Genomic DNA, 24383 nt, shown 5'->3' on the forward strand with positions numbered 1-24383 from the left:
TTTACGAGTCGTCCTACGGGTCGTCTTACGGGTCGTCTTACGACTCGTCTCTCGCCGAAACCGCGGCGGTGCAGTTCTCGCACCTGCCGAAGATCGCGAAGTGCTTCATGTCCGTCGTGAAGCCGAACGTGTCGCGCAGCTTGTCCGTGAAGTCGGTGGCGACCGAGACATCCGCCTCGATGACGTTCGTGCAGTCGCGGCAGACCAGATGGATGTGGTGGTGCCGGTCCGCGAGGTGGTACGTCGGCGCACCGTGGCCCAGATGCGCGTGGGAGACGAGGCCCAGCTCCTCCAGCAGCTCCAGCGTCCGGTAGACGGTGGAGATGTTCACGCCGGACGCCGTCCTGCGTACTTCGACCAGGATGTCGTCCGGCGTCGCGTGCTCCAGGGTGTCGACGGCTTCGAGGACAAGCTGGCGCTGCGGGGTCAGGCGGTAGCCGCGCTGCCTCAGGTCACTCTTCCAGTCGGTGCTCACCACGCGCCCAGTGTAGGCAGGGTCTTCCCGTGGAGCCTCTGGTGCAGCCTCTACTTGAAGAAAGCGATGCCGTCGTCCGGCAGATCGCCGAGGTCCTTCGCCCAGGCCGCGACCTGCTCCGGCGAGACGATCTTCTTCAGGTGCGCCGACATGTACGCGCGCAGCGGGACCTCGGGGGTGGACTTCTCGCCGACCCACATCAGGTCGCTGTTGACGTAGCCGTAGAGCCGCTTGCCACCGCTGTACGGGTCGGCCGACGCCGTACGCGCGACCGCGTCCGTGACGAGGTCGATCTGCGGCTTCTGGTCGGCCAGCTCCCCGTACCAGATCTCCACGATGCCCTGGTCACGCACCATGACGACCTCGACCTTGCGGTCCTTGTCGATGCGCCAGAAGCCGGACTCGGACTCGATGGGGTGGAGCTTGTTGCCCTCGGCGTCGAGCGCCCAGGTGTGCGAGGCGTACTCGATGAAGTCCCGGCCGTCGTGGCTGAAGGAGACTTCCTGGCCGAAGTTGGCCTTCTCCTCGCCGGGGAAGTCGAAGACACCCACGCCCTCCCAGTCACCGAGGAGGAAGGCGAGCGGGACAAGGTCCGGGTTGAGGTCGGACGGGATCTCGATCATGAGCGGCTCAGGCGATCTGTAGAGATGGGAGATGCGGGGCGGGAGGGGACGGGATCAGTTCTGGCCCTGGTAGAGCTTCTTCACGGCCAGCACGGTGAACGCCAGGATCGCCACCGCGATCAAGGCGAGCAGGGCGGAGAAGAAGTTCTCAAGCACGGGGTGCTCCTCGAAGAGTGTCGGGGCGGCCGACGGTGAAGGGCCGGTCCCCAGCCTAATGGGTGGGGACCGGCCACTCTCCGCAGCCCTCGGCCGTCAGCCGAGCAGCTGGTCCTGGAGGATCACCGTCTGGTTGAACGGGACGGCGGGCGCGGAGCCCTTGCGGGACTGGATGACCAGCGCGAGCGTGTCACCGGCGCTGATGTACGCGTGCCGGACATGCACCGGGCCGCGCGGTGCGACCTCGTTGTAGAGGTACGTCTCCGTCCCGTGGACGGCCTTGGCGGGGAACGTCTCGTCGGCGGTGGACAGCTTCTCGACGTCCGTCACCTTCTGCGGTGCGTCCGTGGCGCCCTGGAGATGGCTGCCGAAGAAGAACAGCGTGGACGCGGCGGAGTTGAAACGGAGCAGGTAGACGCGGGTGGAGGTGCCGTCGTCCGCCATGGTCCAGCCGCGCGCCGCGATGTGGCGCAGGCCGTTGTCGCGGAGGTCGGCGGCCATCGCGCCCCGGCTGCTCTTGTCGTACTCCTGCAGGAAGCGGCTGACCGGCACCCGGCTGTTCTTGTCGCCCAGCGCCGGGTCCGGGCGGCTTCCCTCGGGCGCGGGAAGCAGCAGTTGCGCCAGGTCCGCGTAGTGGATCTGGCCGGAGTTGCCGCGGCCGGAGGGGCCGACCGCGCCCGCGGGCAGGGTCGGCTTGGCGAGCGGCGGGTACGTCCAGCGGCCGTCGCTCTTGGTGGCGAGGGTGGGGACGTCCGTGCGGTCGCGGTCGGTCACGACGTACGCGACGGCCGTGCCGAGCACGCCGAAGACGGCCACGGCGGCGGTCCAGCGCAGGGCGGCGAACAGCGCGGCGGTACGGCGGCGGGGCGCGGGCTCCGGGGCGGGTGCCGTGCCCGCGTCCGTGCCTGGGTCCGTACCCGGGGCCGTACTCGCGTCCGCCGGGGCGGTGACCTCTTCGACGGGCGAGATGGCGGTGGTGGTCCGGTCGCTCACGCGGACTCCCCGGAGGCCACGAGGCGGTCGAACTGCTCGGTGAACATGCGGTCGATCTCCTTGGTGTCCAGCTTCGCCGCGCCGTACGCGTACGCCGTGACCAGGACGTCGTCCGTGGTCCACGTGCACAACATGGCGTCGAGCTTCGGTTCTCCGGCGTCCGGCAGCAGGAAGCACTTCTTCGACGGGCCCTCGCGGAGCCCGTCGAGGACCGGCTCGACGTCCGACCGGAACCGGGAGAGCGCGCGCTCCGCCCCGGCCTCCTCGACCTGCGCGAGGTGCATCTCCACGACGAACAGGCTGTCCGCGCCGCTGTAGCTGCGCTGGGCCCCGCCGATGAATTTCAGCTTCTTCAGAGCCTTGGCGAAACGTTCCCGCTCCCCCGCGTCGAGGCCGCGTACCGCGTCCTTGGCGTGCTCGGCGGTGCGCTCGGCGTCCAGCACGTTGTCGTTGCCGAGCGACCCGATGTCCGGGCCAGGCAGATAGCCGTCCGGCTCATAACCGTCGCTCAGCGGCAGCAGCTTGGCGCCGACACCGCCGGGCAGGACGAGCTTCGCGTCGGTGGGGCCCGCCTCGTCCGACAGGGACGCCGGCCAGGCGCGGGTGGCGGCTGTGCGGTCGGCGTCGCCGACCTTGCCGACGGCCCAGATCCCGCCGCCGACGGCGACGGCGAGCGCGAGCACGGCCGAGACCCCGACGACCACCCTCCTGGGGAGGCGGCGCGGCGGCACGGCCGAGCCGATGACGTCCTCAGGAGTCCGCGACGGCTCCGACTGCTCCGACTGCTCCGACTGCTGATCGTGACCGGTCACAGGAGCTCCAACTGTCGCTTGGCGAGGGCCTCGAAGGCCTTCTTCGGGACCGGGCCCCGGTTGTTGTCGTAACGGATGTCCATGACGATGTCACCGCGGAACGCGACGGCGCGCGCCTGGTAGTACGGCTCGTAGCCCGGCCGCCGGTCCGGCTCGTCGAACACCCATGTCCGGCCGCTCCCACTGCCCGAAATGGCCGAGCCCTTGTTGCCGGCCCAGTCGGCGTCACCCATGTACTGCTGCTGGTTCGTCGCGAACGCGGACGCCTCCAGGCTCCGGTCGTCGCGGAACTGGACGATCGTGATCGTCACGTAGATCGCGCCGCCCTCGGACCAGCCGACGGTCGCGGCGCGCCGGAAGTCGGTCTTCGCCAGGTCCTCGAAGATGTCGTCGGGCCGCTCGAACCCGGCCGAGAATTCGGAGAGATCGAGCCAGCCGGCCTTCTTCTCGGTCCGCGCGCCCTCCGGCTTCTTCAGCAGCAGCTCGCGCAGATCACCGTCGGTCTTGTCCCACCGGTTCGCGGACAGCGACCGCGCGGTGGTCTTCCCGTCGGCAGGCAGGACCACCGACATGAGCGGGTCGGCCTGGGCCAGCGGCGGCAGTGGCGTGGGCTCACGCTGGTACTGGACCGCGTATCCGGTGACGGCTCCGGCGAGTACGCCGAGCACGGCGGCCCCCGCGATCAGAGCCGTGGTGCGCCGCCCCCGGCGCGGGCGCGGCGTCCCGTACAGGTCAGGGCTCGTTCCCTGATCGGGCACGGTTTCGGGCGATTCCAAGAGGTCCCCCCACAGGACTGAGGCGCGGATTCCGAATGCCCGCGCAACCAACAGACCTGTCGCGCGCCAACGGGGTTGTACAGGCGCGCATTACAGTTCGGATCATGGCGAAGAAGCTCGTGATCAAGGTAACCGCCGGCGCCGACGCCCCCGAGCGCTGCTCGCAGGCCTTCACCGTGGCGGCGGTCGCCGTGGCGAGCGGGGTGGAGGTGTCCCTCTGGCTGACCGGCGAGTCGGCGTGGTTCGCCCTGCCGGGCCGGGCCGCCGCGTTCGAACTGCCGCACGCCGCGCCGCTGCCGGACCTGATCGAGTCGATCCAGTCGGCGGGCCGGATCACCCTCTGCACGCAGTGCGCGGCGCGCCGGGACATCGCGGAGAAGGACGTGCTGGAGGGCGTACGGATCGCGGGCGCGCAGGTCTTCGTCAGCGAGGCGATGGCGGACGACGCGCAGGCGCTCGTCTACTGAGCCCGCGCTGCCGCCGCACTGAAGCCGCACGCACTGAAGCCGCACGCACTGCCTCCGCACGCATCGCCGCCGCGCAAGGCTCGTCCGAAATCCGGTCGCCGCGCGCCCACCCCGCCTCCTACCGTCACCGCATGACGGCACACGAGCCCTCCCCCTTCGGGCCGCTCCTCGACACCCGCCCCCTGTTCCCGCGCGAACGGCACGCGCTGCTCGAACTGCTCCGGTCGCTGGAACCCGACGACTGGACGGCGCCCACGGTCTGCCCCGGCTGGGACGTGCACGACATCGCCGGGCATCTCCTCAACGACTACCTGCGCCGTATCTCGGGCGGCCGTGACGGCCACCGCGGCGCCGTGTTCGAGAACGACGAGACGCTGCCGGCCTATCTGGCCCGGGTCAACGGCGTCTTCGTGGAGGCCACCCGCCAGATCGGCCCACGCGTCCTGACGGACCTGCTGGCCCACCTCGGCCCCCAGCTCGACGCGCTGTGGGCGACGGTCCCGCTCGAAGGCCCCGCCGGGATCGACGTCTCATGGGCGGGCACCGACGAGCCGAGCCCGGCCTGGCTGGACGTCGCCCGCGAGTACACGGAGTTCTGGGTCCACCAGCAGCAGATCCGCGACGCGGTGGGCCGCCCCGGCGCGGACGGACCGGAACTGCTCCACCCCGTGATCGACACGTTCCTGCGCGCGCTGCCGCACACCCTGCGGGAGCACGAGCGCCCGGACGGCACGTCCGTACGCTTCGAGGTCACCGGCCCGGCGGGCGGCACGTGGTCGGCGGTACGGCGCACGGGCCGCTGGCTGCCGTCGCACACCGCCGCCGACGCCGCGGCGCACGTGACGACGGACCAGGACACGCTGTGGCGCCTGGCCACCCGGGGCATCACGGTCGAGGAGGCCCGCGGGCGCAGCGTCCTCGCGGGCGACGAAGCACTGACCCGCGCGGCGACGACGCTGCTCGCGGTGGTCGCGTAGCGCGGCGACGCATGGCGCGGTGGTGCTCTACGAGAGGCGGTACCGCACGTGCGTCACCGTCGGCGAGGCGACCACCTCCACCGGGTCCAGTGCGAGCCCGGCAGCGCCCTCCAGCAGCCGCTCACCCGCCCCGAGGGTGATGGGCACGATGTGGAGGAGCAGTTCGTCGATCAGCCCGGCGGCGAGGTACTGGCGGATGGCGGTCGCGCCGCCGGCGATCGCGACCTTCCCGTCGCCGGCCGCCTTCTTCGCCTGCTCCAGTGCCGACTCGATCCCGTCGGTCACGAAGGTGAACGTCGTGCCGCCCTCCATCGTCAGCGGCTCGCGCGGGTGGTGGGAGAGCACGAACACCGGAGCGTGGTACGGCGGGTTCGGGCCCCACCAGCCCTTCCACTCCTCGTCCCACTCGCCCGTCCCCGGGCCGAACATACGGCGGCCCATGATGTAGGCGCCGACGCCCCGGCCGGCCTGCGCGAGGATCTCGGCGTCGGCGGAGCGGCCCTCCTGGTCGGTCTCGAACTGCCACTGGGGAAGGCCCATCCCGCCCTCGCCGAACGGGTTCTCCAGGCTCTGGCCGGGAGCTGAGGTGTAGCCGTCGAGGGAGATCGAAACGCGGCACGTCACTGAGGTCATGCTCAAGTAGACGACGGCCGGTCAGGAAAGTGATCGGCGAACCGCCGAACATCATTTCGAAGGCGGCTGGGACGGTGGCGGCGGCGGCTTCTTCTTGCCGTCCAGCTCGTCCCACCACTCGTCCGACTTCGGATTGTCCGACGGGTCGTCCCACCACCGGTCGTCCGGACCCCGCGCGTTCGCGACCATCGCCGCGATCGGGGGGATGACCATCGCGACCACGCACATGCCGATCGCCACCGGCACCGACCACAGGCGCACGAACGCCCACGCGGAGACGAACAGGGCGATGCATCCGCCCATCAGCACGAAGTAGCGGCGACGGCGTCGCGTATACATACGCCGAGCTTACCGACGGCGCGAAGGGCCGCACCCCGTCTCAGGAAGCGTCCAACCCCCTGGGGTGCGGCCCTCCGGCCGATCATGTCCTGGTTCGGCTCAGACCGCGATGGCCACCTCGGCCAGACCACCGGTCTGTGCGACGACCGTACGGTCCGCCGTACCGCCCGGCACCAGCGCGCGCACGGTCCACGTGCCCTCGGCCGCGTAGAAGCGGAACTGTCCGGTCGCCGAGGTCGGGACCTCCGCGGTGAATTCTCCGGTCGAGTCCAGCAGGCGTACGTAACCGGTGACGGGCTCGCCGTCACGGGTCACGGAACCCTGGATGGTGGTCTCACCGGGCTTGATCGCCGAGGCGTCCGGGCCGCCGGCCTTCGCTCCACACATATGGGATCTGTCCTCCGGGTCAGGCGGGTGGTCTCGCGGAACAGGTTGAGCAGGATGGGTCGAACAGGATCAACTCGTCTACCGACCGGGCAAAACCGGGCTACTTCGCCGCGCCCAGCTCGATCGGCACGCCGACGAGGGAGCCGTACTCGGTCCACGAACCGTCGTAGTTCTTGACGTTCTCCTGGCCGAGCAGCTCGTGCAGCACGAACCAGGTGAGCGCGGAGCGCTCACCGATGCGGCAGTACGCGATGGTGTCCTTCGACAGGTCGACCTGCTCGTCCTCGTAGAGGGCCTTGAGCTCGTCGTCCGACCGGAAGGTGCCGTCGTCGTTGGCGTTCTTCGACCACGGGATGTTGCGGGCGCTCGGCACGTGGCCGGGGCGCTGCGACTGCTCCTGCGGGAGGTGCGCCGGGGCGAGCAGCTTGCCGCTGAACTCGTCGGGCGACCGCACGTCGACCAGGTTCAGGCTGCCGATCGCGGCGACGACGTCGTCACGGAAGGCGCGGATGGACTTGTCCTGGGCCTTGGCCTTGTACTGCGTGGCCGCGCGCTCCGGAACCGCCTCGACCAGGTCGCGCGAGTCCAGCTCCCACTTCTTGCGGCCGCCGTCGAGGAGCTTGACGCCCTCGTGGCCGTAGAGCTTGAAGTACCAGTAGGCGTAGGACGCGAACCAGTTGTTGTTGCCGCCGTAGAGGATCACGAGGTCGTCGTTGCCGATGCCCTTCGCGGACAGGAGCTTCTCGAAGCCCTCCTGGTCGACGAAGTCGCGGCGCACCGGGTCCTGGAGGTCCTGCTTCCAGTCGATGCGCACGGCGTTACGGATGTGGTTCTTCTCGTACGCCGAGGTGTCCTCGTCGACCTCGACGATGACGACCTTCGGGTCGTCGATGTGGGCCTCGACCCAGTCGGCGTCTACCAGGACGTCGCTGCGGCTCATTGTGTTCTCCTCCGGGGCAGTGTGCGGCGGGTGGTGCGGGCGGCGGCGCCTTCCGGGCACGGGGGCGCGGCGGGCTGCGTACGGCACGGGGTGGCCCTGACGTGTCAGAAGGCCGGGGAGAGGTGGCGGGACGGACGTATCCCGCTCAGGCGGTGCGACAGAGCATGGCGGCGACGCGGCACAGATCGACTGCCCGCCGCTTCGTGAGGTTCGCCTGTCCCCGCTGCTGGAGACCGCTGATGAAGCACTGCATGCGTCCGATCGTAAGGACGGATACGGTGCGATGTCACCGGCGTGTCGGATGGTGAGACGGGATCGTCCGAGATGTGGGACGGATGAGCGTTCCGGGTGACCGGGAGGCGGCTCCGGCGTCTCTCGTACGCCTGTTCCCGCTGCGGGATGGACATTCGCGTCTCACGATACGGCGGCCGGTGGAACGGGGCCGTCAGTCAGACGGCCCGGCGCGTCGGGCCGTCAGCTCGTCAGGTCGACGTTCTGGCCCGTGCCCGAGAACCGCAGACCGTCCTCCGTCGCCGTGGCCTTGTCGAGCTTGATGGTCGACGGCAGCCCGTCGATCGTCAGGTCGTAGTCGACGACGTCCTTCAGCTTGTCGTCGACACCCGGCACCGGCAGCTCGGGAAGATCCTCGGCGCGCAGCCGGACCTTGTCGCCGTCCTCCAGCGTGACGGTGCTGTACGTCGTGAAGTCGTCCGTCAGCAGCCCCTCGAAGGCGGCCGGCACGTCGATGCCCGCGCCCTCCACCAGGTCGCCCAGCGGCCCCGAGACCTTGACCTGGCCCTTCGCCGCCCGCTCCGCCCCGGCGTAGCCGACCGTCGCGCCCTTCGGCGCGGACTTGGTGAGGTCCTCGTACGAGATCAGTGCCGAGCCCTCCGCGCTGCGCGCGACCGCCGACGAGAAGGTGCTGTTCACCTCGACGTCCCGGAGCTTGCCCTTCACCTCGGTCACCTCGACCTCGCGGCCCTCGGTGGTCGCGGTTATCCCGCCGATGCTGACCTCGATCTCGTCCAGCGACGAGCCGGCGACCTGGGTGAGGAAGGGGAAGCCCTTGATGGAGACCTTGGGCTCGCTGCTGAGTCCCTGGCTGCTTTTGATCTTGCTCGCCGCCTCGCTCTCGGCGAAGTACACCGCGGCCCGGTCGACGGCGACGAACAGCCCGCCGAGGATCACGACGAAGATCAGCAGAATTCGCAGTGCACGCATTGCTCGGTGTCCCCCACCCTGGTCGTACCAGCCCCCATGACGACCGTGAGCCTAATGGCAGCGTTGTCGCTCTGGTCATGCGGATCGATCTCGATGCGGCTGTGCGCCGTGCGGCGGCCGCACTGGGTCGACGTCCGGGGCCGTGGTTCGGTTCCCGGGGCGGGTCTCGCCGGAACGGGCAGGTGTATCAGGCGGGTGTTACGCCAGGGCCCGGCCCAGCAGGTAGATCGCGGGCACGGCGACCGTCAGCGGCAGCGCCACCCCGGCCGTCATGTGGACGAAGCGCGACGGGTAGTCGTAGCTGGCCACCCGCAGCCCGATCAGCGCGCACACACCGGCGCCGAGGCCGAGGAGCGCGCCCTGGCCGCCGATGTCCGTCAGTCCGCCCGCCGCGACTCCGGCGCCCGCGGCGGCCGCGAGCGCGACCACGATCGAGACGAAGCCCGGCAGCGGGAGCGCACGGGCGACGGTCGCGGCGGCGACGGCGATGGCGCCGACCGTCACGGCGTCCGACGAGGCGGCGAGATTCCCGGTGGCGATGATGGCGAGCGAGGCGGAGGCGACGGTGGCCATCAGGCCCTGCATCCGTTCGTCGGCGCCCGCGTAGCTGCGCAGTTGCAGCACGACCGTGAGCAGCACCCACGCGCCGAGCGAGCCGAGGATCGCGGCGAGCGCGTGTTCGTCGCCGACGGCGAGCACCGCGACATCGGCGACGAGCGCGCCGGCGAAGGCGAGCGCGATGCCCTGACGGGCGGGCCACATGCCGTTCAGCCGGAACCAGCCGGCGGCCGTGACGGCCTGCAGGATGACGAGCGGGACGAGGAGCGCGTACGGGCCGACGGCCGCGCCGCCCGCGAGCAGCAGGGCGAGTACGGCGGTGAGCCCGGCGGGCTGGGCACCGGGCGGGATGATCGGCGACCGGCCCTCGGCGCGGGCGCGCTGGGCGTCGGTGATGCGGGGGTTGCCCATAGTGGTGGGCGGGCTGTAGCTGTCCGGGGCGGGGGCCGCGGGGACGGCGGCGGCGGCCGGGGCCGGGGTCGTGGGGGGCACGGGCTGGTAGGGCTGCTGTCCGGCGGCCGGGACCTCGGGCGGCAGCGGATACGCGCCCGACTGCTGCGGCAGATAGGCCGTCTCGGCGGCGGCCTGCGGCTGCTGAGGTTGTGGCTGGTGGGGCTGCTGGTACTGGACCTGCGGCTGGTACTGCGTGTCCCAGGTCTGGCCCTGCCAGGTCTGCGCGTCCTGCGTGTTGGCGGGCTCCTGGTACGGCTGCTGGTGCGGCTGCTGGTAGGGGTCGTACGCCTGGGCCGGTCCAGGTACGCCGTACTGCTGCTGCGCGTACTGCTCGGAGTCGTAACTCTGGCCGTAGCTCTGCCCGTTGCTCTGCCCGTAACCGCGGTTCGGATCATGCTGGTCGTATTGGCTGTACTGGTTGTACTGGTCGTCGCTCATGCTCTGCTGTTCACCCTCCTGCGAACGGCGGGAGCACTTCGACCGTGCCGCCCTCGGCAAGCCGTACGGTCTCATGCCCGCGGGTCCCCACGGGGTCACCGTCGATCAGGAACGAACACCTCTGGAGTACGCGCACCAGCTCACCGGGGTGCTTCTCCCGCGCGACGTCGAGCGCCTGAGCCAGGTTGTCCGCCGTGTAGGGCTCCTCGGCGAGGCCCGCCGCGGCCTTGGCCGCGGCCCAGTAGCGGATGGTTCCCGTAGCCATCGCGACTCCTTCCGCTAATTTCTCGGCAATATTCCCGTCGATTCCCGTCGGCCCTCCATGATGGCCGATCCCCAGCCCCGCCACGGCATCGGCGCCCTTCGGGGCAGGCCCGGGACCGGTCCCACGGGCGGATAACCCACTGTCCGCACCCTCTGACACTGAGCACCTGTGGGTTATTCTGCTGCGGAAGAGGATCCGGGCAATGTAGCCCCCGGGTCCTTTTGCGCTTTCCGACCCCAGGGCGCGGGACGGTCAGCGGTGCCACATACGCCCCCACTCCCTCCGGGTGTGGGAGGTGCCCCCTTGCAGGGACCGAGGAGGAACCACGTAATGGGCGAGCCAAAGACGCGGATGACGCAGATGACGCAGACACATGAAGATTGTCCGACCCGGGCAGGTGGGCGGCGATGAGTTCTCTGCTGCTGCTCACGAACGCCCTCCAGCCGTCGACGGAGGTGCTGCCCGCTCTCGGACTGCTTCTGCACCACGTACGGGTGGCCCCGGCCGAGGGTCCGGCCCTCGTCGACACCCCAGGTGCCGACGTCATACTGATCGACGGCCGGCGCGACCTGCCCCAGGTGCGGTCGCTGTGCCAGCTGCTGCGCTCCACCGGACCCGGCTGCCCGCTGATCCTCGTGGTGACCGAGGGCGGCCTCGCCGCCGTCACCGCCGACTGGGGCATCGACGATGTCCTGCTCGACACCGCGGGCCCGGCCGAGGTCGAGGCACGGCTGCGGCTGGCCACCGGACGCCAGCAGATCTCGACCGACGACTCCCCGATGGAGATCCGCAACGGTGATCTCTCGGTGGACGAGGCGACCTACAGCGCGAAGCTGAAGGGCCGGGTCCTGGACCTGACCTTCAAGGAGTTCGAGCTGATCAAGTACCTCGCGCAGCACCCCGGCCGGGTCTTCACCCGGGCGCAGCTGCTCCAAGAGGTCTGGGGCTACGACTACTTCGGCGGTACGCGGACGGTCGACGTGCACGTACGGCGGCTGCGCGCGAAGCTCGGCCCCGAGCACGAGTCGCTGATCGGGACGGTCCGGAACGTCGGTTACCGCTTCGTCACGCCGGAGAAGGTCGAGCGCGCGGCGGAGGAGGCGAAGGCCAAAGCCGTCGCCGAGGCGACCGCGAAACTGAAGGCCACGGGACCCGCGGAAGCTGCCGAGGACGACACCACCCATTCGGCCGACACGTCCGAGGTACGCGAAGGAGCCGTGCGGCCTGCCGGGCGGTAGGTCACCACGCGTAGACTGCCGCGCGTGGCCAAGGTGACGCGGGACGACGTGGCACGACTGGCGGGGACTTCGACCGCGGTCGTCAGTTACGTCATCAACAACGGACCGAGGCCGGTCGCCCCGGCCACGCGCGAGCGTGTACTCGCCGCGATCAAGGAGCTGGGCTACCGGCCCGACCGGGTCGCGCAGGCGATGGCGTCGCGGCGGACCGACCTCATAGGGGTCGTCGTGCCCGACGCGCGGCAGCCGTTCTTCGCGGAGATGGCGCACGCGGTCGAACAGGCCGCCGCCGAGCGCGGAAAAATGGTGCTCGTCGGCAACTCCGACTACCGCAACGAGCGCGAGGTCCACTACCTGCGGGCCTTCCTCGGCATGCGGGTCTCCGGGCTGATCCTGGTCAGCCAGGGCCCGAGCGAGCGCGCCGCCGCTGAGATAGAGGCGTGGGACGCCCGCGTCGTACTGCTCCACGAGCGGCCCGAGGGCATCGACGACGTCGCCGTCGTCACCGACGACATCGGTGGCGCGCAGCTCGCCACCCGGCATCTGCTGGAGCACGGCTATCCGTACGTGGCGTGCCTCGGCGGCGTCGAGTCGACGCCGGTCGTCGGCGACCCGGTGACCGACCACGTCGAGGGCTGGCGGCGGGCGATGCGGGAGGCCGGTCTGTCGACGGAGGGGCGGCTGTTCAAGGCGCTCTACAACCGTTACGACGCGTACAACGTCGCACTGACACTGCTGGCCGGCCCCGACCGGCCCCCGGCGATCTTCTGCTCCACCGACGACCAGGCGATCGGCGTCCTTCGGGCGGCCCGCGAACTGCGGATCGACGTCCCCGGCGAACTGGCGGTGGCCGGCTTCGACGACGTCAAGGAGGCGGGCCTCACGGACCCGCCCCTGACGACGGTCTCCTCGGACCGCCCGGCGATGGCACGGGCCGCGGTGGACCTGGTGCTGGACGACGGGCTGCGGGTGGCGGGCTCGCGCAGGGAACGGGTGAAGCAGTTCCCGTCGACCCTCATCGTGCGCCGCTCGTGCGGCTGCGCCTGAGCCCGCTCGCCGGGGTCACTCCGGTGTGAACTCGTACCGCAGTTCATACAGATGACCGGCCTTGGCCATCACCGTGACCTCGATGGGGTGCTCGTCGGCGCCGTACACCACGCGCAGTGTGCGCAACACGGGCAGAGCGCCGGGCAGTTGGAGCGCTTCGTACTGCTCCTGCGTCGGTATGCGCGCGGAGACATGGTCGACGCTGAGCCGGGGCGGGTGGCCCAGTTCGGTCAGCAGGGTGGGAGTTCCGCCCTTGATCCGGCGCTGCTCGGCCAGCGGGGTGCCGCGGGCGATGTGCGGCGGGTAGTAGGAATGGACCAGTTCCACCGGGTCGCCGTCGAGTGTGAGTACCTGATGCCGGAGGACCGCCGTTCCGTCGGCGGGCAGGCGCAGGGCCGCCGCGACTTCTGCCGGCGGCGTCACCTCCGTAACGGCGAGAAGTGTGCTCCGGGCCTCCCCGCCGCGCTTCGCGATCTCCCCGAGCCAGGGGTAGGGATCGCCGGTGGCGGCCGGGGCCAGGGAAGAGGCGGGGCGCACGGTCGACTGCCGGTGCTCCCGTACGGTCACGGAGGCGCCCGCGCGGCCGACAACCAGCCGCTCGCCCTTGAGGAGTTGCAGGGCCTTCTGCACCGTGGCGTTCGAGGCGTCGAACCTCTCCTTGAGCCGCACGGTGGACGGCAGGCTGGCGCCGGGGGCGAGATCCCCGGTCATGATCTCGTCACGCAGATCGGCGGCGATCCGCTCGTGGAGCGAGCGCCGGTCGTACCCGTTCTCGTCGGTGCGTGGCACGGTCGTCATCCGATCCCGATCCCGATCTCGTAGCGCAGCCGCTGACGGTGCGCGGGCATGGTCATCACGTCGGCCTGGATGGGCTGTTCGGCGGCGTCGAAGGTGACCCGGACCAGCCGGAGCACCGGCTCACCCGGCTCGGTACGGAGCGTTTCGCGCTCCTCCTCGTCGGGCATCCGGGCGGTCACGTCTTCCCGGACGCGGACTCCGGTGTGCCCCAGTTCGGCGAGGAGCGTGACGGCGCCGCCGGGGATCTTCGCAGTCCCGGCGAGAGGTGTGCCGCGCGCGAGGGACGCGGGGTAGTAGGTGTCCGTCAGCTCGCAGGGCACGTCCTCCAGGAGCATCACCCGCCTCCGTACGACGACGGCCTCGCCGGTGGCGATCCCCAGCAGCCCGGCCACCTCACCGGACGCGGCGACCTCTCCCGCACCCACGATCCGCTGCCCGCCCCGCCGCCCCCGGGCCGCCAACTCGGCGCCCCACGCGTCGGGTTGACCGTCGCGTCGCGGCGTCAGATACGGCATCGAGGTGCTGATCCAGGCGGCGGCGCCCATGACGTCCTCCTGTGCTGCTGACGGGATCTTGGCCTTACCGCTTTACACAGTAAGCGACTCAACTTCGCATCCCCCCAACAGGCAAGCTTGCCGCTTTTCGTGAATAGCAGTACGGTTCCCCCGATCGTACATCGCACGACCAGGCGAAGGCGCCTCGCGCCCCGGCGCACAGCCATCGCCTTGAAGGGGAGTGGAAAATGGGTGGAGTCCTTGCTCGTCTCTTCGGGGCGGGAACCCGGCAGCGCGCAGTCCGTGGCGCGGAGGTCGGCTGATGGGGTGCGACGGCGCGGTGGTACTCCGGTGGCGACGGCATCCGAGTTCCGTGGGATTGGCGCGCCTTGAGTTGCGCAAGGCGCTGGCCGGGTGGGGGCTGTCAGCACTGGAGGACTCGGCGGTTCTGGTCCTGTCGGAGTTGGTCACGAACGCGGTGCTGCATGCTCGTGTGCCGCCGGACCGGGAGATCGAGACGCGCTTTCTGCCGATGGTCCTCCCGGACCCCGACGGCCTGCGGATCGAAGTGCACGACGCGTCCGACCTGCGGCCGTACCGGCGAACGGGGGTGCCGGACGCGTGCGACGGGCGCGGCCTCCTCATCGTGGACGCGTTGGCCGACGCGTGGGGCGTCGCCGACCGGGTGGGCGTCGGCAAGCTGGTGTGGGCGCTGTGGCAGCCCACCGGTGGCGCCGAGGCCCGTGGCCGCAGTGACTGACCGGCCGCTCCGCCGGCTGTGGGCGTTCCTGCGGATACGAGTCGTCCGAAGCCGTGGCAACTGCCCATGGGGATGCTGCACGCTCAACGACGGCCCCCTGGGGCCCCGCTTCACAGAACGGTTCATCGCCTATCGGCGGGACGCGACGGACGCCCCGCCCCAGTAGCGCTCCGGCCGCCTTTATATGGGACATACACGGTTCTGTCGGGCTTCTCAGAACGTCTTCAGACTGCTCTCATCCAGCGGGCGGATTGTCGAAGACATGACCGACAACTACCGCCGCAGCGGCGACGAAGACGCGAACCAGCAGCAGGACTCCGGCATCGGTGGCGGGCAGGCGTACCCGCCACCGCCCCCGTACGACCCGGCCGCGCAGGCCGCGGGTCATCACGCTCAGCCGGGGCACGCGGCCTGGGGCTGGGGTGGGGCCGCGGCGGCGCATGCGCCCAGTCATGCCCGGCGCGCCAAGCGGCCCGTCGCGCTGCTCGCCGCCGCCGCGTTCGTCGCGGCCGTCGTCGGCGGTGGTACGGCCGCGCTGACCGCGACGCTGACGGACAACGACAGCAGCACCGGCGCGAGCACCGTCGCCACCGGTACGACCGTCTCGCAGAGCAGCAAGGGCACGGTCGCGGGCGTGGCGGCCGCCGTCTCCCCCGCCATCGTGGAGATCCAGGCGTCGTCCAACGCCGGGCAGTCCACCGGCTCCGGTGTGGTCATCACCAGCGACGGCGAGATCATCACCAACAACCACGTCATCGCGGGCGCGCAGACGGTGAAGGTGCAGCTCAGCACCGGCAAGTCGTACACCGCGGACGTCGTGGGCACCAGCCCGGACAAGGACCTCGCCCTGATCAAGCTCCAGGGCGCGAGCGGCCTCAAGACGGCGGCCCTCGGCGACTCCGAGAACGTGAAGGTCGGCGACGAGGTCGTGGCGATCGGCTCCCCCGAGGGGCTGACCGGCACCGTGACCAGCGGTATCGTCTCCGCGCTCGACCGGGACGTCACCGTGTCGAAGGACGAGGGTCAGGGCCAGCAGCAGCAACAGCAGCAGGGCGGTGGCGGCGGCCAGTGGCCGTTCGAGTTCGGCGGTCAGCAGTTCAACGGCGACACGGGCTCATCCACGACCACGTACAAGGCGATCCAGACCGACGCCTCGCTCAACCCGGGCAACTCCGGCGGCGCGCTGATCAACATGAACGGCGAGATCATCGGCATCAACTCGGCCATGTTCTCGGCGAGCGGTTCGAGCAGCGACAGTTCGTCGGCCGGCAGCGTCGGCCTCGGCTTCTCCATCCCGGTCAACACCGTCAAGGCCGACCTGAGCGACCTGCGCGCCGGGAACAGCGACTAGGAACACGCCTGACGTGCGAGGCTGAAGTGCCAGAGACCCGAGTGGCAGAGACCCGAGTGCCGGAGACCGGACTGCCGGCCCTCGAAGCCGTTCAGAGAAAGAGCGACGACATGAGCCCCGCCGAAGGCGATCCGCAACGTGTCCTGATCGTCGACGACGAGCCCGCCGTCCGCGAGGCGCTGCAGCGCAGTCTCGCCTTCGACGGGTACGGGACCGAGGTCGCCGTCGACGGTGTCGACGCGCTCACCAAGGCCGCCGCCTACCAGCCCGACCTGATCGTGCTCGACATCCAGATGCCGCGCATGGACGGGCTGACGGCGGCCCGGCGGCTGCGCGCCACCGGATCGACCGTGCCGATCCTGATGCTCACGGCACGCGACACGGTCGGCGACCGGGTCACCGGGCTCGACGCGGGCGCCGACGACTATCTGGTGAAGCCCTTCGAGCTGGACGAGCTGTTCGCCCGGATCCGCGCGCTGCTGCGCCGCAGTTCGTACGCGGGCGCGGCGGGCGGCGAGCCGCCGGAGAACGACATCCTGGCCTTCGCCGATCTGCGGATGGACCTGGCGACGCGCGAGGTCACCCGGGGCACACGCCGGGTGGAGCTGACCCGTACCGAATTCACCCTCCTTGAGATGTTTCTGGCCCACCCGCGTCAGGTGCTGACGCGCGAGCAGATCCTGAAGGCCGTCTGGGGCTTCGACTTCGAGCCCAGCTCCAACTCGCTGGACGTGTACGTGATGTATCTGCGGCGCAAGACGGAGAGCGGCGGCGAGCCGCGCCTGGTCCACACGGTGCGCGGGGTGGGTTACGCGCTGCGCGCCGAGGGCTCGGGCTCCCCCTCCGGCGGACACGGCGGCGCCGAGTGACCTCGCTCGCCCGGCGCTTGCGTACGCTGCCCCTCCGCTCCCGTCTCGCGATGCTCGTCGCCACCGCCGTCGCCGTCGCCGTCGCGGCGGCGGCGGTCGCGTGCTGGCTGCTGACCCGCGCCCAGCTGGAGTCGGAGCTGGACAACTCGCTGCGCAACACCTCGGCGCCCCCCAACGTGGTGCAGGACGTGCTGGGCCGGTGTGCCCCGCCGGAGCCGGCCACCGGAGGGTTCGCGTACGTCCAGGTCGTTCTCCCCGACGGCACACGGTGCGTGGACGCGGGCGCGCAGCCGGTGAAGGTCCAGCCCTCCGACATCGACGTCGCCCTCGGCAGGGAGAGCAGCGCCCTGCACGACTCCACCACCGACGGCGGCGCCCCGGTGCGCGTCCGCACCGTGCCGAAAGCGATCGGTCCGCGCGGCGAGGTTGTGGCCGTCTCCGTCTCCCGCCCCCTCGGCGAGATCGACGCCTCGCTGAACCGCCTCGCCCTGCTGCTGACCGCCGTCGCCGGCGCGGGTGTCATCGGGGCGGGCGCCGCCGGGCTCTGGGTCGCCAGGACCGGTCTGCGGCCGGTCGATGGACTGACCCGCGCGGTCGAACATGTCGCGCGGACCGAGGACCTGAGCCTGCGCATTCCCGCCGAGGGCGAGGACGAGATCGCCCGTCTCTCCCGCTCGTTCAACTCCATGACGGCGGCGCTCGCCTCCTCGCGCGACCGCCAGGCGCAGCTCATCGCCGACGCGGGCCACGAGCTGCGTACGCCGCTGACCTCCCTGCGTACGAACGTCGAACTGCTCGCCCGCAGCGACGAGACCGGCCGCGCGATCCCCCCGGAGGACCGTACGGCGCTGATGGCGTCGGTGAAGGCGCAGATGACGGAGCTGGCCTCGCTGATCGGAGACCTCCAGGAACTGTCCAGGCCGGACGCCCCCGACCCGGGCCCGCTCCAGGTCGTCGCGCTGCACACGATCGTGGAGAGCGCCCTGGAACGCGCCCGCCTGCGCGGACCGGACCTGACGATAGAGGTGACGCTGCACCCCTGGTACGTACGGGCCGAACCGGCCGCGCTGGAAAGGGCGTTGGTCAACGTCCTCGACAACGCGGTGAAGTTCAGCCCGCCCGGCGCGGCCATCGAGGTCGCGCTGAGCACCCAGGGCGAGTTGACGGTACGGGACCACGGCCCCGGCATCCCGCCGGAGGAACTTCCGCACGTCTTCGAACGCTTCTGGCGCTCCCCGTCGGCCCGCGCGCTGCCGGGCTCGGGCCTGGGCCTGTCGATCGTGGCCCGCACCCTGCAGCAGACGGGCGGCGAGATCGCGCTGCGCCGGGCGGCGGGCGGCGGCACGGTGGCGGCGATCCGCATCCCGGGCGCGCCGACCCCGCCGCCGGGCCGGACGGGCTACGGGGAGTCCGCGCCGTAGCGGAGCCCGTCGACAAGCTTCGGCTTCAAGCACCTGAGCGACGAGCGTCGGCCGGAGCCCTGCGTACGGGCCCCGGCCGAGTGGGACGTGCGCGCGAACTCGGCCGTCGTATCGGCCGTCGTGTCAGCCGTTGTGCCGGATCAGGGAATCCACCAGCCCGCCCCTGGTCTCCGGGAAGTCCAGCGGCACGATGCCCAGCCCGCGCCAGCCGGCGCCGGCCGACCCGTCGAGCAGCGTGTGCACCTGCGGGTTCAGCCGGTCGGAGTTCCAGCGGGGCGGCAGCAGCGCGGCCGTACTGACGAAGTTGATGTACTGCTTGCCCGGCTGCGTCGCGGCCTTACGGAAGTGCGCCTCGATCTTGGAGTACTTGGCGATCGGCTCGGCCTGGTAGTCGTCCTGGATGTCGAACAGCCCGCCGTCCCCGTACCGCACACCCGGCAGCCCGCCGTTGTCCGCGAGCAGCTGGACCTTGCCGCGCGCCTGACCGAGCGTGGGCAGATTGCTGTCGAGCCGGAAGAGGGACCGCCACCCCTTCCCGTCCAGGTACGTGTCGAAGATCCGCCGGAACTCCGCGTCGCTCACCGTCGAGTACTCCTGCTTGACGCGCATCAGCACGGTCTCGGAGGGGTGCGCCTGGAGGAAGTTGCGGCAGGCGGTGAGGACGTCGTCGAAGTTGAGGTTCTGGTAGTACGCGGCGTGGTGGATCGGGAACGCGTTCTCGAACGCCCGGCAGCGCACGTCCAGGAACCGGACGCCGGTGTTCAACTGCTCGGCGATGGTGGTCCCTTGGCAGGCGACGTACAGACCGCCGCTGCGAGCACCGGAGTTGTGGGTACCGGGGAGGGTCAGGCTCTGTACGGGGGTGGAGTCGCCGAACCCGGAAAGCCAGTCGGAGGGGGCGAGGGCGCGGCGGGCCTTCGCGCGGGCGGTGTCGGACGCGACGGCTGTCGCGGCGCCCGTACCGACGAGGGCGGTGGCGGAGACGGCAAGAGCGCCGGCGAGGATTCCTCGGCGGCCAAGTCCAGTACTGGTGGGGGAAGTTGTACCTCTGTCTGTGACCATGAGCCGAATTATGACGTGCACGCATCACACAGGGACAGGGCCCGATGCCTGTCTGGCGGATCTTGCCGGACAGGCACCGGGCCCAGGAGGATCTAACGCTTGAGCATGAAGGAGAAGTCGCCGGAGAGCTTGCCGCTCAGACTGACCGCCGAGACGATTTTCCCCTCCGCGATCAGTCTCCCGGCCTCGGCCCGCGAATGGCCGAAACCTTCGGCGATCAGCCGCACCGGCCGGACCGGGATCCGCGCCGCGAAGCGGACCGAGACCTCGATCGCCTCGTCCGCCTCGTCCGCCTCGCCCGCCTCGTCCTCCGACTGATCCGGCTGATCCGGCTGATCCGGCTGATCCGATACGCCGGTGTCGAGGCGCCAGGCGTTGTCCCAGTCGAGGGCGATGCGATTACGGCGCCGTACGACCGGATCCTGAAGCAACTCAGCAGCCAGGCCAAGGTCGTTGTCATGCAGCCGGTCCAGCAGCTCGGGTCGTACGGAGCGCACATTCATCCGCTCCAGGACCGTGAGCTTGGTGGTCTCCCCGCAAACGGTGCAGAGCGCGAGGAGCCAGGCGTCGATGAGCTTGTGGTGTGCGTTGACGCGAAATTTGCCGTTCGCCCGGAAACGCTCGGACGCGCACGTGTGGCATTGGCGGCGAACGAGTGGCAGGCAGGTGGGCATGACCACCCAGATTTTGAGCACAGAAGTACACCGGTTCCAGTGAGAAGTCCGCAGCAAAAAGGAGCGCGGCGCACATGCGCGACGCGCGACGATTCATCGCCCGGGAGGTCTCACTTGGTGTACAACGGCACGTCCTTGCCTTGACGCCTCGACGCCTCGACGCCTCGACGCCTCGACGCCTCGACGGCTTGGTCCGGCAGCACGGTAACGGCGCGCAGCGGCGCTGTTCCACCGGTTTTCGGGCGACGGCCGGCCGTCGCCTTGCCGAAACGGCAACGAGAATGGGCGGGCCCTGATGCGTCTGGCACCTTGACCGTTATGGACATCTTCCTCACCGGCGCGAGCGGCTACATCGGCGGAGCCGTCGCCAGGCGCCTCATCCGCGACGGGCACACCGTGCGCGGCTTGACCCGTACCCCCGGCGTGGTCGACGCGCTCGCCGCGGCGGGCATCGATCCGGTCGTCGGCGAGCTGGACGACACCGCTCTGCTTGAGCGCGAAGCCAAGCGGGCAGACGCGGTCGTCAACGCCGCACACAGTGATCACCGCGGCGCGGTCGAAACCTTCATCGGTGCGCTGCGCGACTCGGGCAAGGTCCTGATCCACACCAGCGGCACAAGCGTCATCGGCGACGACGCCCAGGGCCTGAGCGCCTCAAGCACGGTCTTCGACGACGCCGTGCCCTTCGGTCCGGGCGACCATGAGGTCCGACGGGCCCGTTACGCCATCGATCGCGCCGTGGTCGACGCCGGTGGTGGTGGAGAAGGAGGAGGGGGAGGAGGAGCGGGGCTGCGCACGCTCGTGCTGTGCAACTCGCTGATCTACGGCAACGGTACGGGCCCCCGCCCGCAGACCGTACTGATCCCACCCCTGGTCAACCAGGCCCGGAGCAGTGGCACCGTCCGCGTGGTCGGACGCGGCCTCAACCGCTGGTCGACCGTCCATCTCGACGACATGGCCGACCTGTACGAACTGGCTCTCACCGAACCCGCCGCGGAGGGCTTCTACTTCGTGGCGGGCGGCGAGGACGCCTCGTTCGCCGAGATCGGCCGGGCGATCGCCCGCCGGCTGGGCCTGGGGCCGGTCGAACCGTGGGATCTGGACTCAGCGGCGGCCGCGTGGGGAGCAGGATTCGCCCGCTACGCGCTCGGCGCCAACAGCCGTGTCCGCGCCACCCGGGCCCGCGCCCTCGGCTGGCACCCCTCGCGCCCTCCCGTCACCGCCTGGATCGAGGACGAGATGCCGTTGCCGTAGTTCCCCCACGGCTGCGGGGAACAGCGCATGGTGCCTTACGCGGCTCGGCGGCGGCCCACGACGGACCCTAGGGGGTGTCCCGCTTCCACTCCTCGACCAGGAGACCGAGCAGCACCTCGTCCAGGAACTCGCCCATCACCCAGGCCGCGGAGCGCAGCACGCCCTCGCGTACGAAGCCGTTGCGCTCGGCGGAGCGCAGCATCGCGGCGTTGTCCGACAGCGTGTCGATCTGCAGCCGACGCAGGCCGCGCATGACGAACCCGTAGTGGCACAGCACCGCGACCACGTCCGTGCCGTAGCCCTTGCCACGGGCGGACGGCAGCAGCCCGAGCCCGACATGCGCGGACCGGTTGTGGTTGTCGATGCCCCACAGCGTCGCGGTACCGACCAGCGCGCCACCGTCCAGCTCCACCACGGAGAACGGGACGCGCCCCTCCTCCTCGTTGTCCACCGCGAACCGCGAGCCTTCCGAGCCGGGCGAGATCGGCCGCCACGGCCGGGCGTCCGACCGCGAGGCGTTGACCACGTCGTCGTACAACTCGGTCTGCAGAACCGGAATGTCACCCTCGTGCCGGGCCCTGAGCCCGACCTTGCTACCTCTCAACATGCGAGATTCCTATCCGACCGGGCTCGGCGGCGGCAATCCAATAACCCGCAGGTCATAAGCCACTTCCGAACCGGGCCCCCGCCGCTGCCCCCGCCGCTGCCGCGAGTCGTCCTCGATCAGACGGTCGGCTCGTCCGGCATGATCTCCCGGACCTCCTGCGCACACCGGCACGCCGCAGCGATCTTGGCGGCCCACTCCAGCGCGTCCTCACGTGAGGGCACATCGATGATCGAGAACCCGCCGAGCACCGCCTTGGTCTCCGGGTACGGGCCGTCGGTGACGGTCCCGTCGGTGGCCACCACGCTCGCCCGCTGACTCTCCAGTCCACCGCCGAAGACCCACACACCGGCGTCCTGGGCCGCACGCACCACCGCGTGCGAGGCCTCGGACAGCTCGGGCAACTCCTCCTCGGAGAAGACCATCGAGCCGTCGTCGAACGAGATCAGGTACTGCGTCATCCGTGTCCCCCTTGACCGTTGGCCTCCTTCGGCCGCCCTCACCCTACGACGAACGTCTCCCCTCAGAACCGGCACTTCCCGGTTCCCGAAACACCCCCTAGCCCCGGTCCGGCGGCTCGGCGGGGTCGTGGGTGATCAGGTCTCCCGGCTGGCACTGGAGCACGTCGCAGATCCTCGACAGGGTCGAGAAGCGGATGGCCTTGGCCCGGTCGTTCTTGAGCACGGACAGGTTGACGACGGTGATGCCCACTTGCGCGGACAGTTCGGTGAGCGTCATGCCGCGCTCGACGAGGATCCGGTCGAGGTGGATCCGGATCGCGTGACGTTCCTCTTCGGGCATCAAATGGTCCCTTCGAGGTCCTCTCGCATGCGCACGCCGTCGCGCATGATCTTCCCCATGATCACCGCGGCGAGGCCGGCGAGGACGAGCACCACCGGTCCGGTGACCGTCGGCCCGGAACCCACGATCGGCGCCATGCTCCCCACGAGCCAGGACTGCGACCAGCCGACGACGAGGCCGGTCAGCGGCGTACCCACGGCGACGGACCAGCCGAGAACGGTGAGCCGTCGCGACACGGCTTCGGTGAACGGTCCCTGTTGCAGGACGGCGTCCAGCACCCGGGAGAAGAGCAGCAGGGCGAGTGCGCCGAACAGCAGCCAGGGCAGTTCGCTCCCGAGGTCGGCGGCGCGCTGACCCACGGACGGACTGTCCTGGCACAGGCGCGTGGCACTGGTGGACGCTTCCACGCCCTTGCCGATCGGCAGGCTGTCCGCCGGCGTGCCGTTCGCCCAGAAGTCCGTCCGCACGCAGACCGCCCCGTCGTCGAGCATGTGCGTGAGCCCCTTGCCTATGAAGGCGAGCCCGCAGATCGCCGCCAGGGCGAAGGTCACCGAGGCCAGGATCCTCGTCAGTCGCGTGTTCATCGTGCTCGTGCCCCATCCCATCGATTTTCGATATGCCGGAGCTTAGAGGACCATATCGATATTCGACAAGTCCCGGCCGGACCGGCCTCGGACCGGACCGAGTTCCCCGGAGTCCGCCGCGCGGCGCGCGGCGCTGCGCGGCGGACTCCGGGGCGTTGCTTTCAGCGGGAGCTACGGGAGCTACCGCGTGGAGCTACTTCCCGCCCCCACCACTCGGGGCGGGATCGCGCGGCGCCTCGGGCGGCTTGGGACCTCCGTCGTGCTTGCCGCCGTCGTCGTCGTTGTGCGTCGTGAGCCAGGACATGTCCTGCGAGTGACGGAACGGAACGCCCCGCCACTCCTCGACGTCCGGCGCGCGCGTCTCGTACGTATCGACGGTCTGTGCGCTCATGCGCCGACCTCCTCTTTCGCGTGGGGCCGCGCCGCCGTACCGTCGACGGCGTGACCGGTGAACCGCGAGGCTCAGGCCTCGCGGGTTGGTCATCCGCCCCGACCACTTGACCTGTCCAGGGTTCTCACCGGTCGGGGCGGACGTTCGATGGGGCGCCGGCACGGCTCGCGTCGAGGACCGGATACGGGCGTACGGTCCACTCGATCCACCGCCCCTCACTGCTGAGCGAGAACCCGCACGGCTCCCCGCGATGCAGCGCGGCGACAGCCCCGACGGACCCGCCGTACCCGGTCCACCGCAGCGCGCGATCCCGCTCGACGGCCGCCAACGTGTCCATGAGCGCGCGCACATCGACACGGATCGCGCGGATGGCCTCGGCGGGGTTGGGCATCGAGCAGCGCGAGATGTCGGTGCGGCTGTCGGCGTCGAGCGTTTCGTACACGACCCGCTCACACCAGAAGGCGGTGAGCGGTGGGCCCGGTTGAGGCGGTTGACACGGTTGTCGCATGCCGGAACCTCCTG

Annotated in this window: 32 protein-coding genes; 9 read left to right on the forward strand and 23 right to left on the reverse strand. The window is 70.4% G+C overall.

Going from position 1 to position 24383, the window contains the following annotated elements; all coding sequences use genetic code 11:
• Window positions 1-37: 37 nt before the first annotated feature.
• From ACFT9I_RS06690 to ACFT9I_RS06710, 5 genes are all read right to left on the reverse strand, one after another.
• Entirely contained in the window at window positions 38-478 is a 441-nt protein-coding gene (locus ACFT9I_RS06690) for a Fur family transcriptional regulator (protein ID WP_382561477.1), read from the reverse strand.
• A 47-nt stretch (window positions 479-525) separates the two neighbouring features.
• Window positions 526-1098, reverse strand: a complete 573-nt coding sequence (locus tag ACFT9I_RS06695; protein ID WP_382561479.1) for an FABP family protein — start codon at window positions 1096-1098, stop codon at window positions 526-528.
• A 252-nt stretch (window positions 1099-1350) separates the two neighbouring features.
• On the reverse strand, window positions 1351-2247 hold the full coding sequence (locus ACFT9I_RS06700) for a hypothetical protein (protein ID WP_382561481.1): 897 nt from the start codon (window positions 2245-2247) through the stop codon (window positions 1351-1353).
• Window positions 2244-3059 (reverse strand): hypothetical protein, encoded by an 816-nt coding sequence (locus tag ACFT9I_RS06705; RefSeq protein ID WP_382561483.1) that lies wholly within the window; start codon window positions 3057-3059, stop codon window positions 2244-2246. Before ACFT9I_RS06705 ends, ACFT9I_RS06700 begins: the two co-directional genes overlap by 4 nt.
• Complete coding sequence (locus ACFT9I_RS06710) at window positions 3056-3817, reverse strand: hypothetical protein (RefSeq protein WP_382561485.1); 762 nt, start codon at window positions 3815-3817, stop codon at window positions 3056-3058. Before ACFT9I_RS06710 ends, ACFT9I_RS06705 begins: the two co-directional genes overlap by 4 nt.
• Window positions 3818-3939: 122 nt before the next feature.
• Here ACFT9I_RS06710 and ACFT9I_RS06715 point away from each other — a divergent pair, with 122 nt between their 5' ends.
• A complete protein-coding gene (locus ACFT9I_RS06715) occupies window positions 3940-4302 on the forward strand; it encodes a DsrE family protein (protein WP_356587362.1) in 363 nt (120 codons plus the stop codon).
• A gap of 131 nt (window positions 4303-4433) precedes the next feature.
• A complete protein-coding gene (locus ACFT9I_RS06720; protein ID WP_382561487.1) occupies window positions 4434-5279 on the forward strand; it encodes a maleylpyruvate isomerase family mycothiol-dependent enzyme in 846 nt (281 codons plus the stop codon).
• Between the two features lie 27 nt (window positions 5280-5306).
• Here ACFT9I_RS06720 and ACFT9I_RS06725 read toward each other — a convergent pair whose 3' ends face one another.
• The 8 genes from ACFT9I_RS06725 to ACFT9I_RS06760 form a co-directional block, all read right to left on the reverse strand.
• A complete protein-coding gene (locus tag ACFT9I_RS06725; RefSeq protein ID WP_382561489.1) occupies window positions 5307-5912 on the reverse strand; it encodes a dihydrofolate reductase family protein in 606 nt (201 codons plus the stop codon).
• A 51-nt stretch (window positions 5913-5963) separates the two neighbouring features.
• Complete coding sequence (locus ACFT9I_RS06730) at window positions 5964-6251, reverse strand: DUF3099 domain-containing protein (protein ID WP_382561490.1); 288 nt, start codon at window positions 6249-6251, stop codon at window positions 5964-5966.
• 99 nt (window positions 6252-6350) lie between these two features.
• Window positions 6351-6638 carry a DUF1416 domain-containing protein gene (locus ACFT9I_RS06735; RefSeq protein WP_078076505.1) on the reverse strand — a complete coding sequence of 96 codons (288 nt, stop codon included), beginning with the start codon at window positions 6636-6638 and terminating at the stop codon, window positions 6351-6353.
• Window positions 6639-6738: 100 nt separating this feature from the next.
• Window positions 6739-7578 (reverse strand): sulfurtransferase, encoded by an 840-nt coding sequence (locus tag ACFT9I_RS06740; protein WP_382561491.1) that lies wholly within the window; start codon window positions 7576-7578, stop codon window positions 6739-6741.
• A gap of 145 nt (window positions 7579-7723) precedes the next feature.
• Window positions 7724-7831: a putative leader peptide gene (locus tag ACFT9I_RS06745; RefSeq protein ID WP_023540667.1), complete on the reverse strand. Its 108-nt coding sequence runs from the start codon at window positions 7829-7831 to the stop codon at window positions 7724-7726.
• Between the two features lie 221 nt (window positions 7832-8052).
• Window positions 8053-8799: a DUF2993 domain-containing protein gene (locus tag ACFT9I_RS06750; protein ID WP_382561493.1), complete on the reverse strand. Its 747-nt coding sequence runs from the start codon at window positions 8797-8799 to the stop codon at window positions 8053-8055.
• A 198-nt stretch (window positions 8800-8997) separates the two neighbouring features.
• Complete coding sequence (locus ACFT9I_RS06755; protein ID WP_382561495.1) at window positions 8998-10248, reverse strand: hypothetical protein; 1251 nt, start codon at window positions 10246-10248, stop codon at window positions 8998-9000.
• Window positions 10249-10258: 10 nt separating this feature from the next.
• Complete coding sequence (locus ACFT9I_RS06760; RefSeq protein ID WP_382561496.1) at window positions 10259-10513, reverse strand: MoaD/ThiS family protein; 255 nt, start codon at window positions 10511-10513, stop codon at window positions 10259-10261.
• Between the two features lie 407 nt (window positions 10514-10920).
• Between ACFT9I_RS06760 and ACFT9I_RS06765 the strand changes: the two genes are divergently transcribed.
• Both ACFT9I_RS06765 and ACFT9I_RS06770 read left to right on the forward strand, forming a co-directional pair.
• Complete coding sequence (locus ACFT9I_RS06765) at window positions 10921-11751, forward strand: response regulator transcription factor (RefSeq protein WP_382561498.1); 831 nt, start codon at window positions 10921-10923, stop codon at window positions 11749-11751.
• Window positions 11752-11775: 24 nt separating this feature from the next.
• A complete protein-coding gene (locus tag ACFT9I_RS06770) occupies window positions 11776-12798 on the forward strand; it encodes a LacI family DNA-binding transcriptional regulator (protein ID WP_382561500.1) in 1023 nt (340 codons plus the stop codon).
• 15 nt (window positions 12799-12813) lie between these two features.
• On the opposite strand, the gene ACFT9I_RS06775 is transcribed toward ACFT9I_RS06770, so the two are convergent.
• Window positions 12814-13596 (reverse strand): GntR family transcriptional regulator, encoded by a 783-nt coding sequence (locus tag ACFT9I_RS06775; protein ID WP_382561502.1) that lies wholly within the window; start codon window positions 13594-13596, stop codon window positions 12814-12816.
• Window positions 13593-14141, reverse strand: coding sequence for a GntR family transcriptional regulator (locus ACFT9I_RS06780; RefSeq protein WP_382561503.1), 549 nt, complete (start codon window positions 14139-14141; stop codon window positions 13593-13595). Before ACFT9I_RS06780 ends, ACFT9I_RS06775 begins: the two co-directional genes overlap by 4 nt.
• 322 nt (window positions 14142-14463) lie before the next feature.
• On the opposite strand from ACFT9I_RS06780, the gene ACFT9I_RS06785 reads away from it, so the two are divergent.
• The 4 genes from ACFT9I_RS06785 to ACFT9I_RS06800 all read left to right on the forward strand — a co-directional run bounded on the left by ACFT9I_RS06785 (window position 14464) and on the right by ACFT9I_RS06800 (window position 18491).
• On the forward strand, window positions 14464-14850 hold the full coding sequence (locus ACFT9I_RS06785) for an ATP-binding protein (protein WP_382561505.1): 387 nt from the start codon (window positions 14464-14466) through the stop codon (window positions 14848-14850).
• A 262-nt stretch (window positions 14851-15112) separates the two neighbouring features.
• Window positions 15113-16201, forward strand: a complete 1089-nt coding sequence (locus tag ACFT9I_RS06790) for a S1C family serine protease (RefSeq protein WP_382561507.1) — start codon at window positions 15113-15115, stop codon at window positions 16199-16201.
• 110 nt (window positions 16202-16311) lie between these two features.
• Window positions 16312-17070 carry a response regulator transcription factor gene (locus ACFT9I_RS06795; RefSeq protein ID WP_382561508.1) on the forward strand — a complete coding sequence of 253 codons (759 nt, stop codon included), beginning with the start codon at window positions 16312-16314 and terminating at the stop codon, window positions 17068-17070.
• Between the two features lie 50 nt (window positions 17071-17120).
• Complete coding sequence (locus ACFT9I_RS06800) at window positions 17121-18491, forward strand: sensor histidine kinase (RefSeq protein ID WP_382561510.1); 1371 nt, start codon at window positions 17121-17123, stop codon at window positions 18489-18491.
• 123 nt (window positions 18492-18614) lie between these two features.
• Here ACFT9I_RS06800 and ACFT9I_RS06805 read toward each other — a convergent pair whose 3' ends face one another.
• Both ACFT9I_RS06805 and ACFT9I_RS06810 read right to left on the reverse strand, forming a co-directional pair.
• Complete coding sequence (locus ACFT9I_RS06805) at window positions 18615-19553, reverse strand: phosphatidylinositol-specific phospholipase C (RefSeq protein WP_382561512.1); 939 nt, start codon at window positions 19551-19553, stop codon at window positions 18615-18617.
• 92 nt (window positions 19554-19645) lie between these two features.
• Window positions 19646-20248 carry a DUF1062 domain-containing protein gene (locus ACFT9I_RS06810; protein ID WP_382561514.1) on the reverse strand — a complete coding sequence of 201 codons (603 nt, stop codon included), beginning with the start codon at window positions 20246-20248 and terminating at the stop codon, window positions 19646-19648.
• A 297-nt stretch (window positions 20249-20545) separates the two neighbouring features.
• On the opposite strand from ACFT9I_RS06810, the gene ACFT9I_RS06815 reads away from it, so the two are divergent.
• Window positions 20546-21481 (forward strand): NAD-dependent epimerase/dehydratase family protein, encoded by a 936-nt coding sequence (locus tag ACFT9I_RS06815; RefSeq protein ID WP_382561515.1) that lies wholly within the window; start codon window positions 20546-20548, stop codon window positions 21479-21481.
• Between the two features lie 67 nt (window positions 21482-21548).
• Here the strand turns inward: ACFT9I_RS06815 and ACFT9I_RS06820 are convergent, their stop codons facing one another.
• The 6 genes from ACFT9I_RS06820 to ACFT9I_RS06845 form a co-directional block, all read right to left on the reverse strand.
• Window positions 21549-22088: a GNAT family N-acetyltransferase gene (locus ACFT9I_RS06820; RefSeq protein ID WP_382561517.1), complete on the reverse strand. Its 540-nt coding sequence runs from the start codon at window positions 22086-22088 to the stop codon at window positions 21549-21551.
• Window positions 22089-22204: 116 nt separating this feature from the next.
• On the reverse strand, window positions 22205-22546 hold the full coding sequence (locus tag ACFT9I_RS06825) for a YciI family protein (RefSeq protein ID WP_382561519.1): 342 nt from the start codon (window positions 22544-22546) through the stop codon (window positions 22205-22207).
• A gap of 97 nt (window positions 22547-22643) precedes the next feature.
• Window positions 22644-22886 (reverse strand): helix-turn-helix domain-containing protein, encoded by a 243-nt coding sequence (locus ACFT9I_RS06830; protein WP_382561521.1) that lies wholly within the window; start codon window positions 22884-22886, stop codon window positions 22644-22646.
• Window positions 22886-23470, reverse strand: a complete 585-nt coding sequence (locus ACFT9I_RS06835; protein WP_382561523.1) for a DUF2975 domain-containing protein — start codon at window positions 23468-23470, stop codon at window positions 22886-22888. Before ACFT9I_RS06835 ends, ACFT9I_RS06830 begins: the two co-directional genes overlap by 1 nt.
• Before the next feature lie 193 nt (window positions 23471-23663).
• Window positions 23664-23861 carry a hypothetical protein gene (locus tag ACFT9I_RS06840; protein WP_382561525.1) on the reverse strand — a complete coding sequence of 66 codons (198 nt, stop codon included), beginning with the start codon at window positions 23859-23861 and terminating at the stop codon, window positions 23664-23666.
• Between the two features lie 124 nt (window positions 23862-23985).
• Window positions 23986-24303 carry a hypothetical protein gene (locus ACFT9I_RS06845; RefSeq protein WP_382561527.1) on the reverse strand — a complete coding sequence of 106 codons (318 nt, stop codon included), beginning with the start codon at window positions 24301-24303 and terminating at the stop codon, window positions 23986-23988.
• Window positions 24304-24383: the final 80 nt, after the last annotated feature.

The sequence above is a fragment of the Streptomyces sp. NPDC057137 genome, from assembly GCF_042670825.1.
GTDB lineage: Bacteria > Actinomycetota > Actinomycetes > Streptomycetales > Streptomycetaceae > Streptomyces.

Excerpts from the sequence above, each read along its gene's own strand:
- ACFT9I_RS06825 (WP_382561519.1), bottom strand. The coding sequence starts at position 22,546 with ATGACGCAGTACCTGATCTCGTTCGACGACGGCTCGATGGTCTTCTCC.
- ACFT9I_RS06835 (WP_382561523.1), bottom strand. The coding sequence starts at position 23,470 with ATGAACACGCGACTGACGAGGATCCTGGCCTCGGTGACCTTCGCCCTG.
- ACFT9I_RS06830 (WP_382561521.1), bottom strand. The coding sequence starts at position 22,886 with ATGCCCGAAGAGGAACGTCACGCGATCCGGATCCACCTCGACCGGATC.
- ACFT9I_RS06795 (WP_382561508.1), top strand. The coding sequence starts at position 16,312 with ATGAGCCCCGCCGAAGGCGATCCGCAACGTGTCCTGATCGTCGACGAC.
- ACFT9I_RS06800 (WP_382561510.1), top strand. The coding sequence starts at position 17,121 with ATGCTCGTCGCCACCGCCGTCGCCGTCGCCGTCGCGGCGGCGGCGGTC.
- ACFT9I_RS06805 (WP_382561512.1), bottom strand. The coding sequence starts at position 19,553 with ATGGTCACAGACAGAGGTACAACTTCCCCCACCAGTACTGGACTTGGC.
- ACFT9I_RS06765 (WP_382561498.1), top strand. The coding sequence starts at position 10,921 with ATGAGTTCTCTGCTGCTGCTCACGAACGCCCTCCAGCCGTCGACGGAG.
- ACFT9I_RS06760 (WP_382561496.1), bottom strand. The coding sequence starts at position 10,513 with ATGGCTACGGGAACCATCCGCTACTGGGCCGCGGCCAAGGCCGCGGCG.
- ACFT9I_RS06720 (WP_382561487.1), top strand. The coding sequence starts at position 4,434 with ATGACGGCACACGAGCCCTCCCCCTTCGGGCCGCTCCTCGACACCCGC.
- ACFT9I_RS06755 (WP_382561495.1), bottom strand. The coding sequence starts at position 10,248 with ATGAGCGACGACCAGTACAACCAGTACAGCCAATACGACCAGCATGAT.
- ACFT9I_RS06815 (WP_382561515.1), top strand. The coding sequence starts at position 20,546 with ATGGACATCTTCCTCACCGGCGCGAGCGGCTACATCGGCGGAGCCGTC.
- ACFT9I_RS06695 (WP_382561479.1), bottom strand. The coding sequence starts at position 1,098 with ATGATCGAGATCCCGTCCGACCTCAACCCGGACCTTGTCCCGCTCGCC.
- ACFT9I_RS06840 (WP_382561525.1), bottom strand. The coding sequence starts at position 23,861 with ATGAGCGCACAGACCGTCGATACGTACGAGACGCGCGCGCCGGACGTC.
- ACFT9I_RS06750 (WP_382561493.1), bottom strand. The coding sequence starts at position 8,799 with ATGCGTGCACTGCGAATTCTGCTGATCTTCGTCGTGATCCTCGGCGGG.
- ACFT9I_RS06745 (WP_023540667.1), bottom strand. The coding sequence starts at position 7,831 with ATGCAGTGCTTCATCAGCGGTCTCCAGCAGCGGGGACAGGCGAACCTC.
- ACFT9I_RS06730 (WP_382561490.1), bottom strand. The coding sequence starts at position 6,251 with ATGTATACGCGACGCCGTCGCCGCTACTTCGTGCTGATGGGCGGATGC.
- ACFT9I_RS06735 (WP_078076505.1), bottom strand. The coding sequence starts at position 6,638 with ATGTGTGGAGCGAAGGCCGGCGGCCCGGACGCCTCGGCGATCAAGCCC.
- ACFT9I_RS06820 (WP_382561517.1), bottom strand. The coding sequence starts at position 22,088 with ATGTTGAGAGGTAGCAAGGTCGGGCTCAGGGCCCGGCACGAGGGTGAC.
- ACFT9I_RS06740 (WP_382561491.1), bottom strand. The coding sequence starts at position 7,578 with ATGAGCCGCAGCGACGTCCTGGTAGACGCCGACTGGGTCGAGGCCCAC.
- ACFT9I_RS06715 (WP_356587362.1), top strand. The coding sequence starts at position 3,940 with ATGGCGAAGAAGCTCGTGATCAAGGTAACCGCCGGCGCCGACGCCCCC.
- ACFT9I_RS06790 (WP_382561507.1), top strand. The coding sequence starts at position 15,113 with ATGACCGACAACTACCGCCGCAGCGGCGACGAAGACGCGAACCAGCAG.
- ACFT9I_RS06725 (WP_382561489.1), bottom strand. The coding sequence starts at position 5,912 with ATGACCTCAGTGACGTGCCGCGTTTCGATCTCCCTCGACGGCTACACC.
- ACFT9I_RS06775 (WP_382561502.1), bottom strand. The coding sequence starts at position 13,596 with ATGACGACCGTGCCACGCACCGACGAGAACGGGTACGACCGGCGCTCG.
- ACFT9I_RS06780 (WP_382561503.1), bottom strand. The coding sequence starts at position 14,141 with ATGGGCGCCGCCGCCTGGATCAGCACCTCGATGCCGTATCTGACGCCG.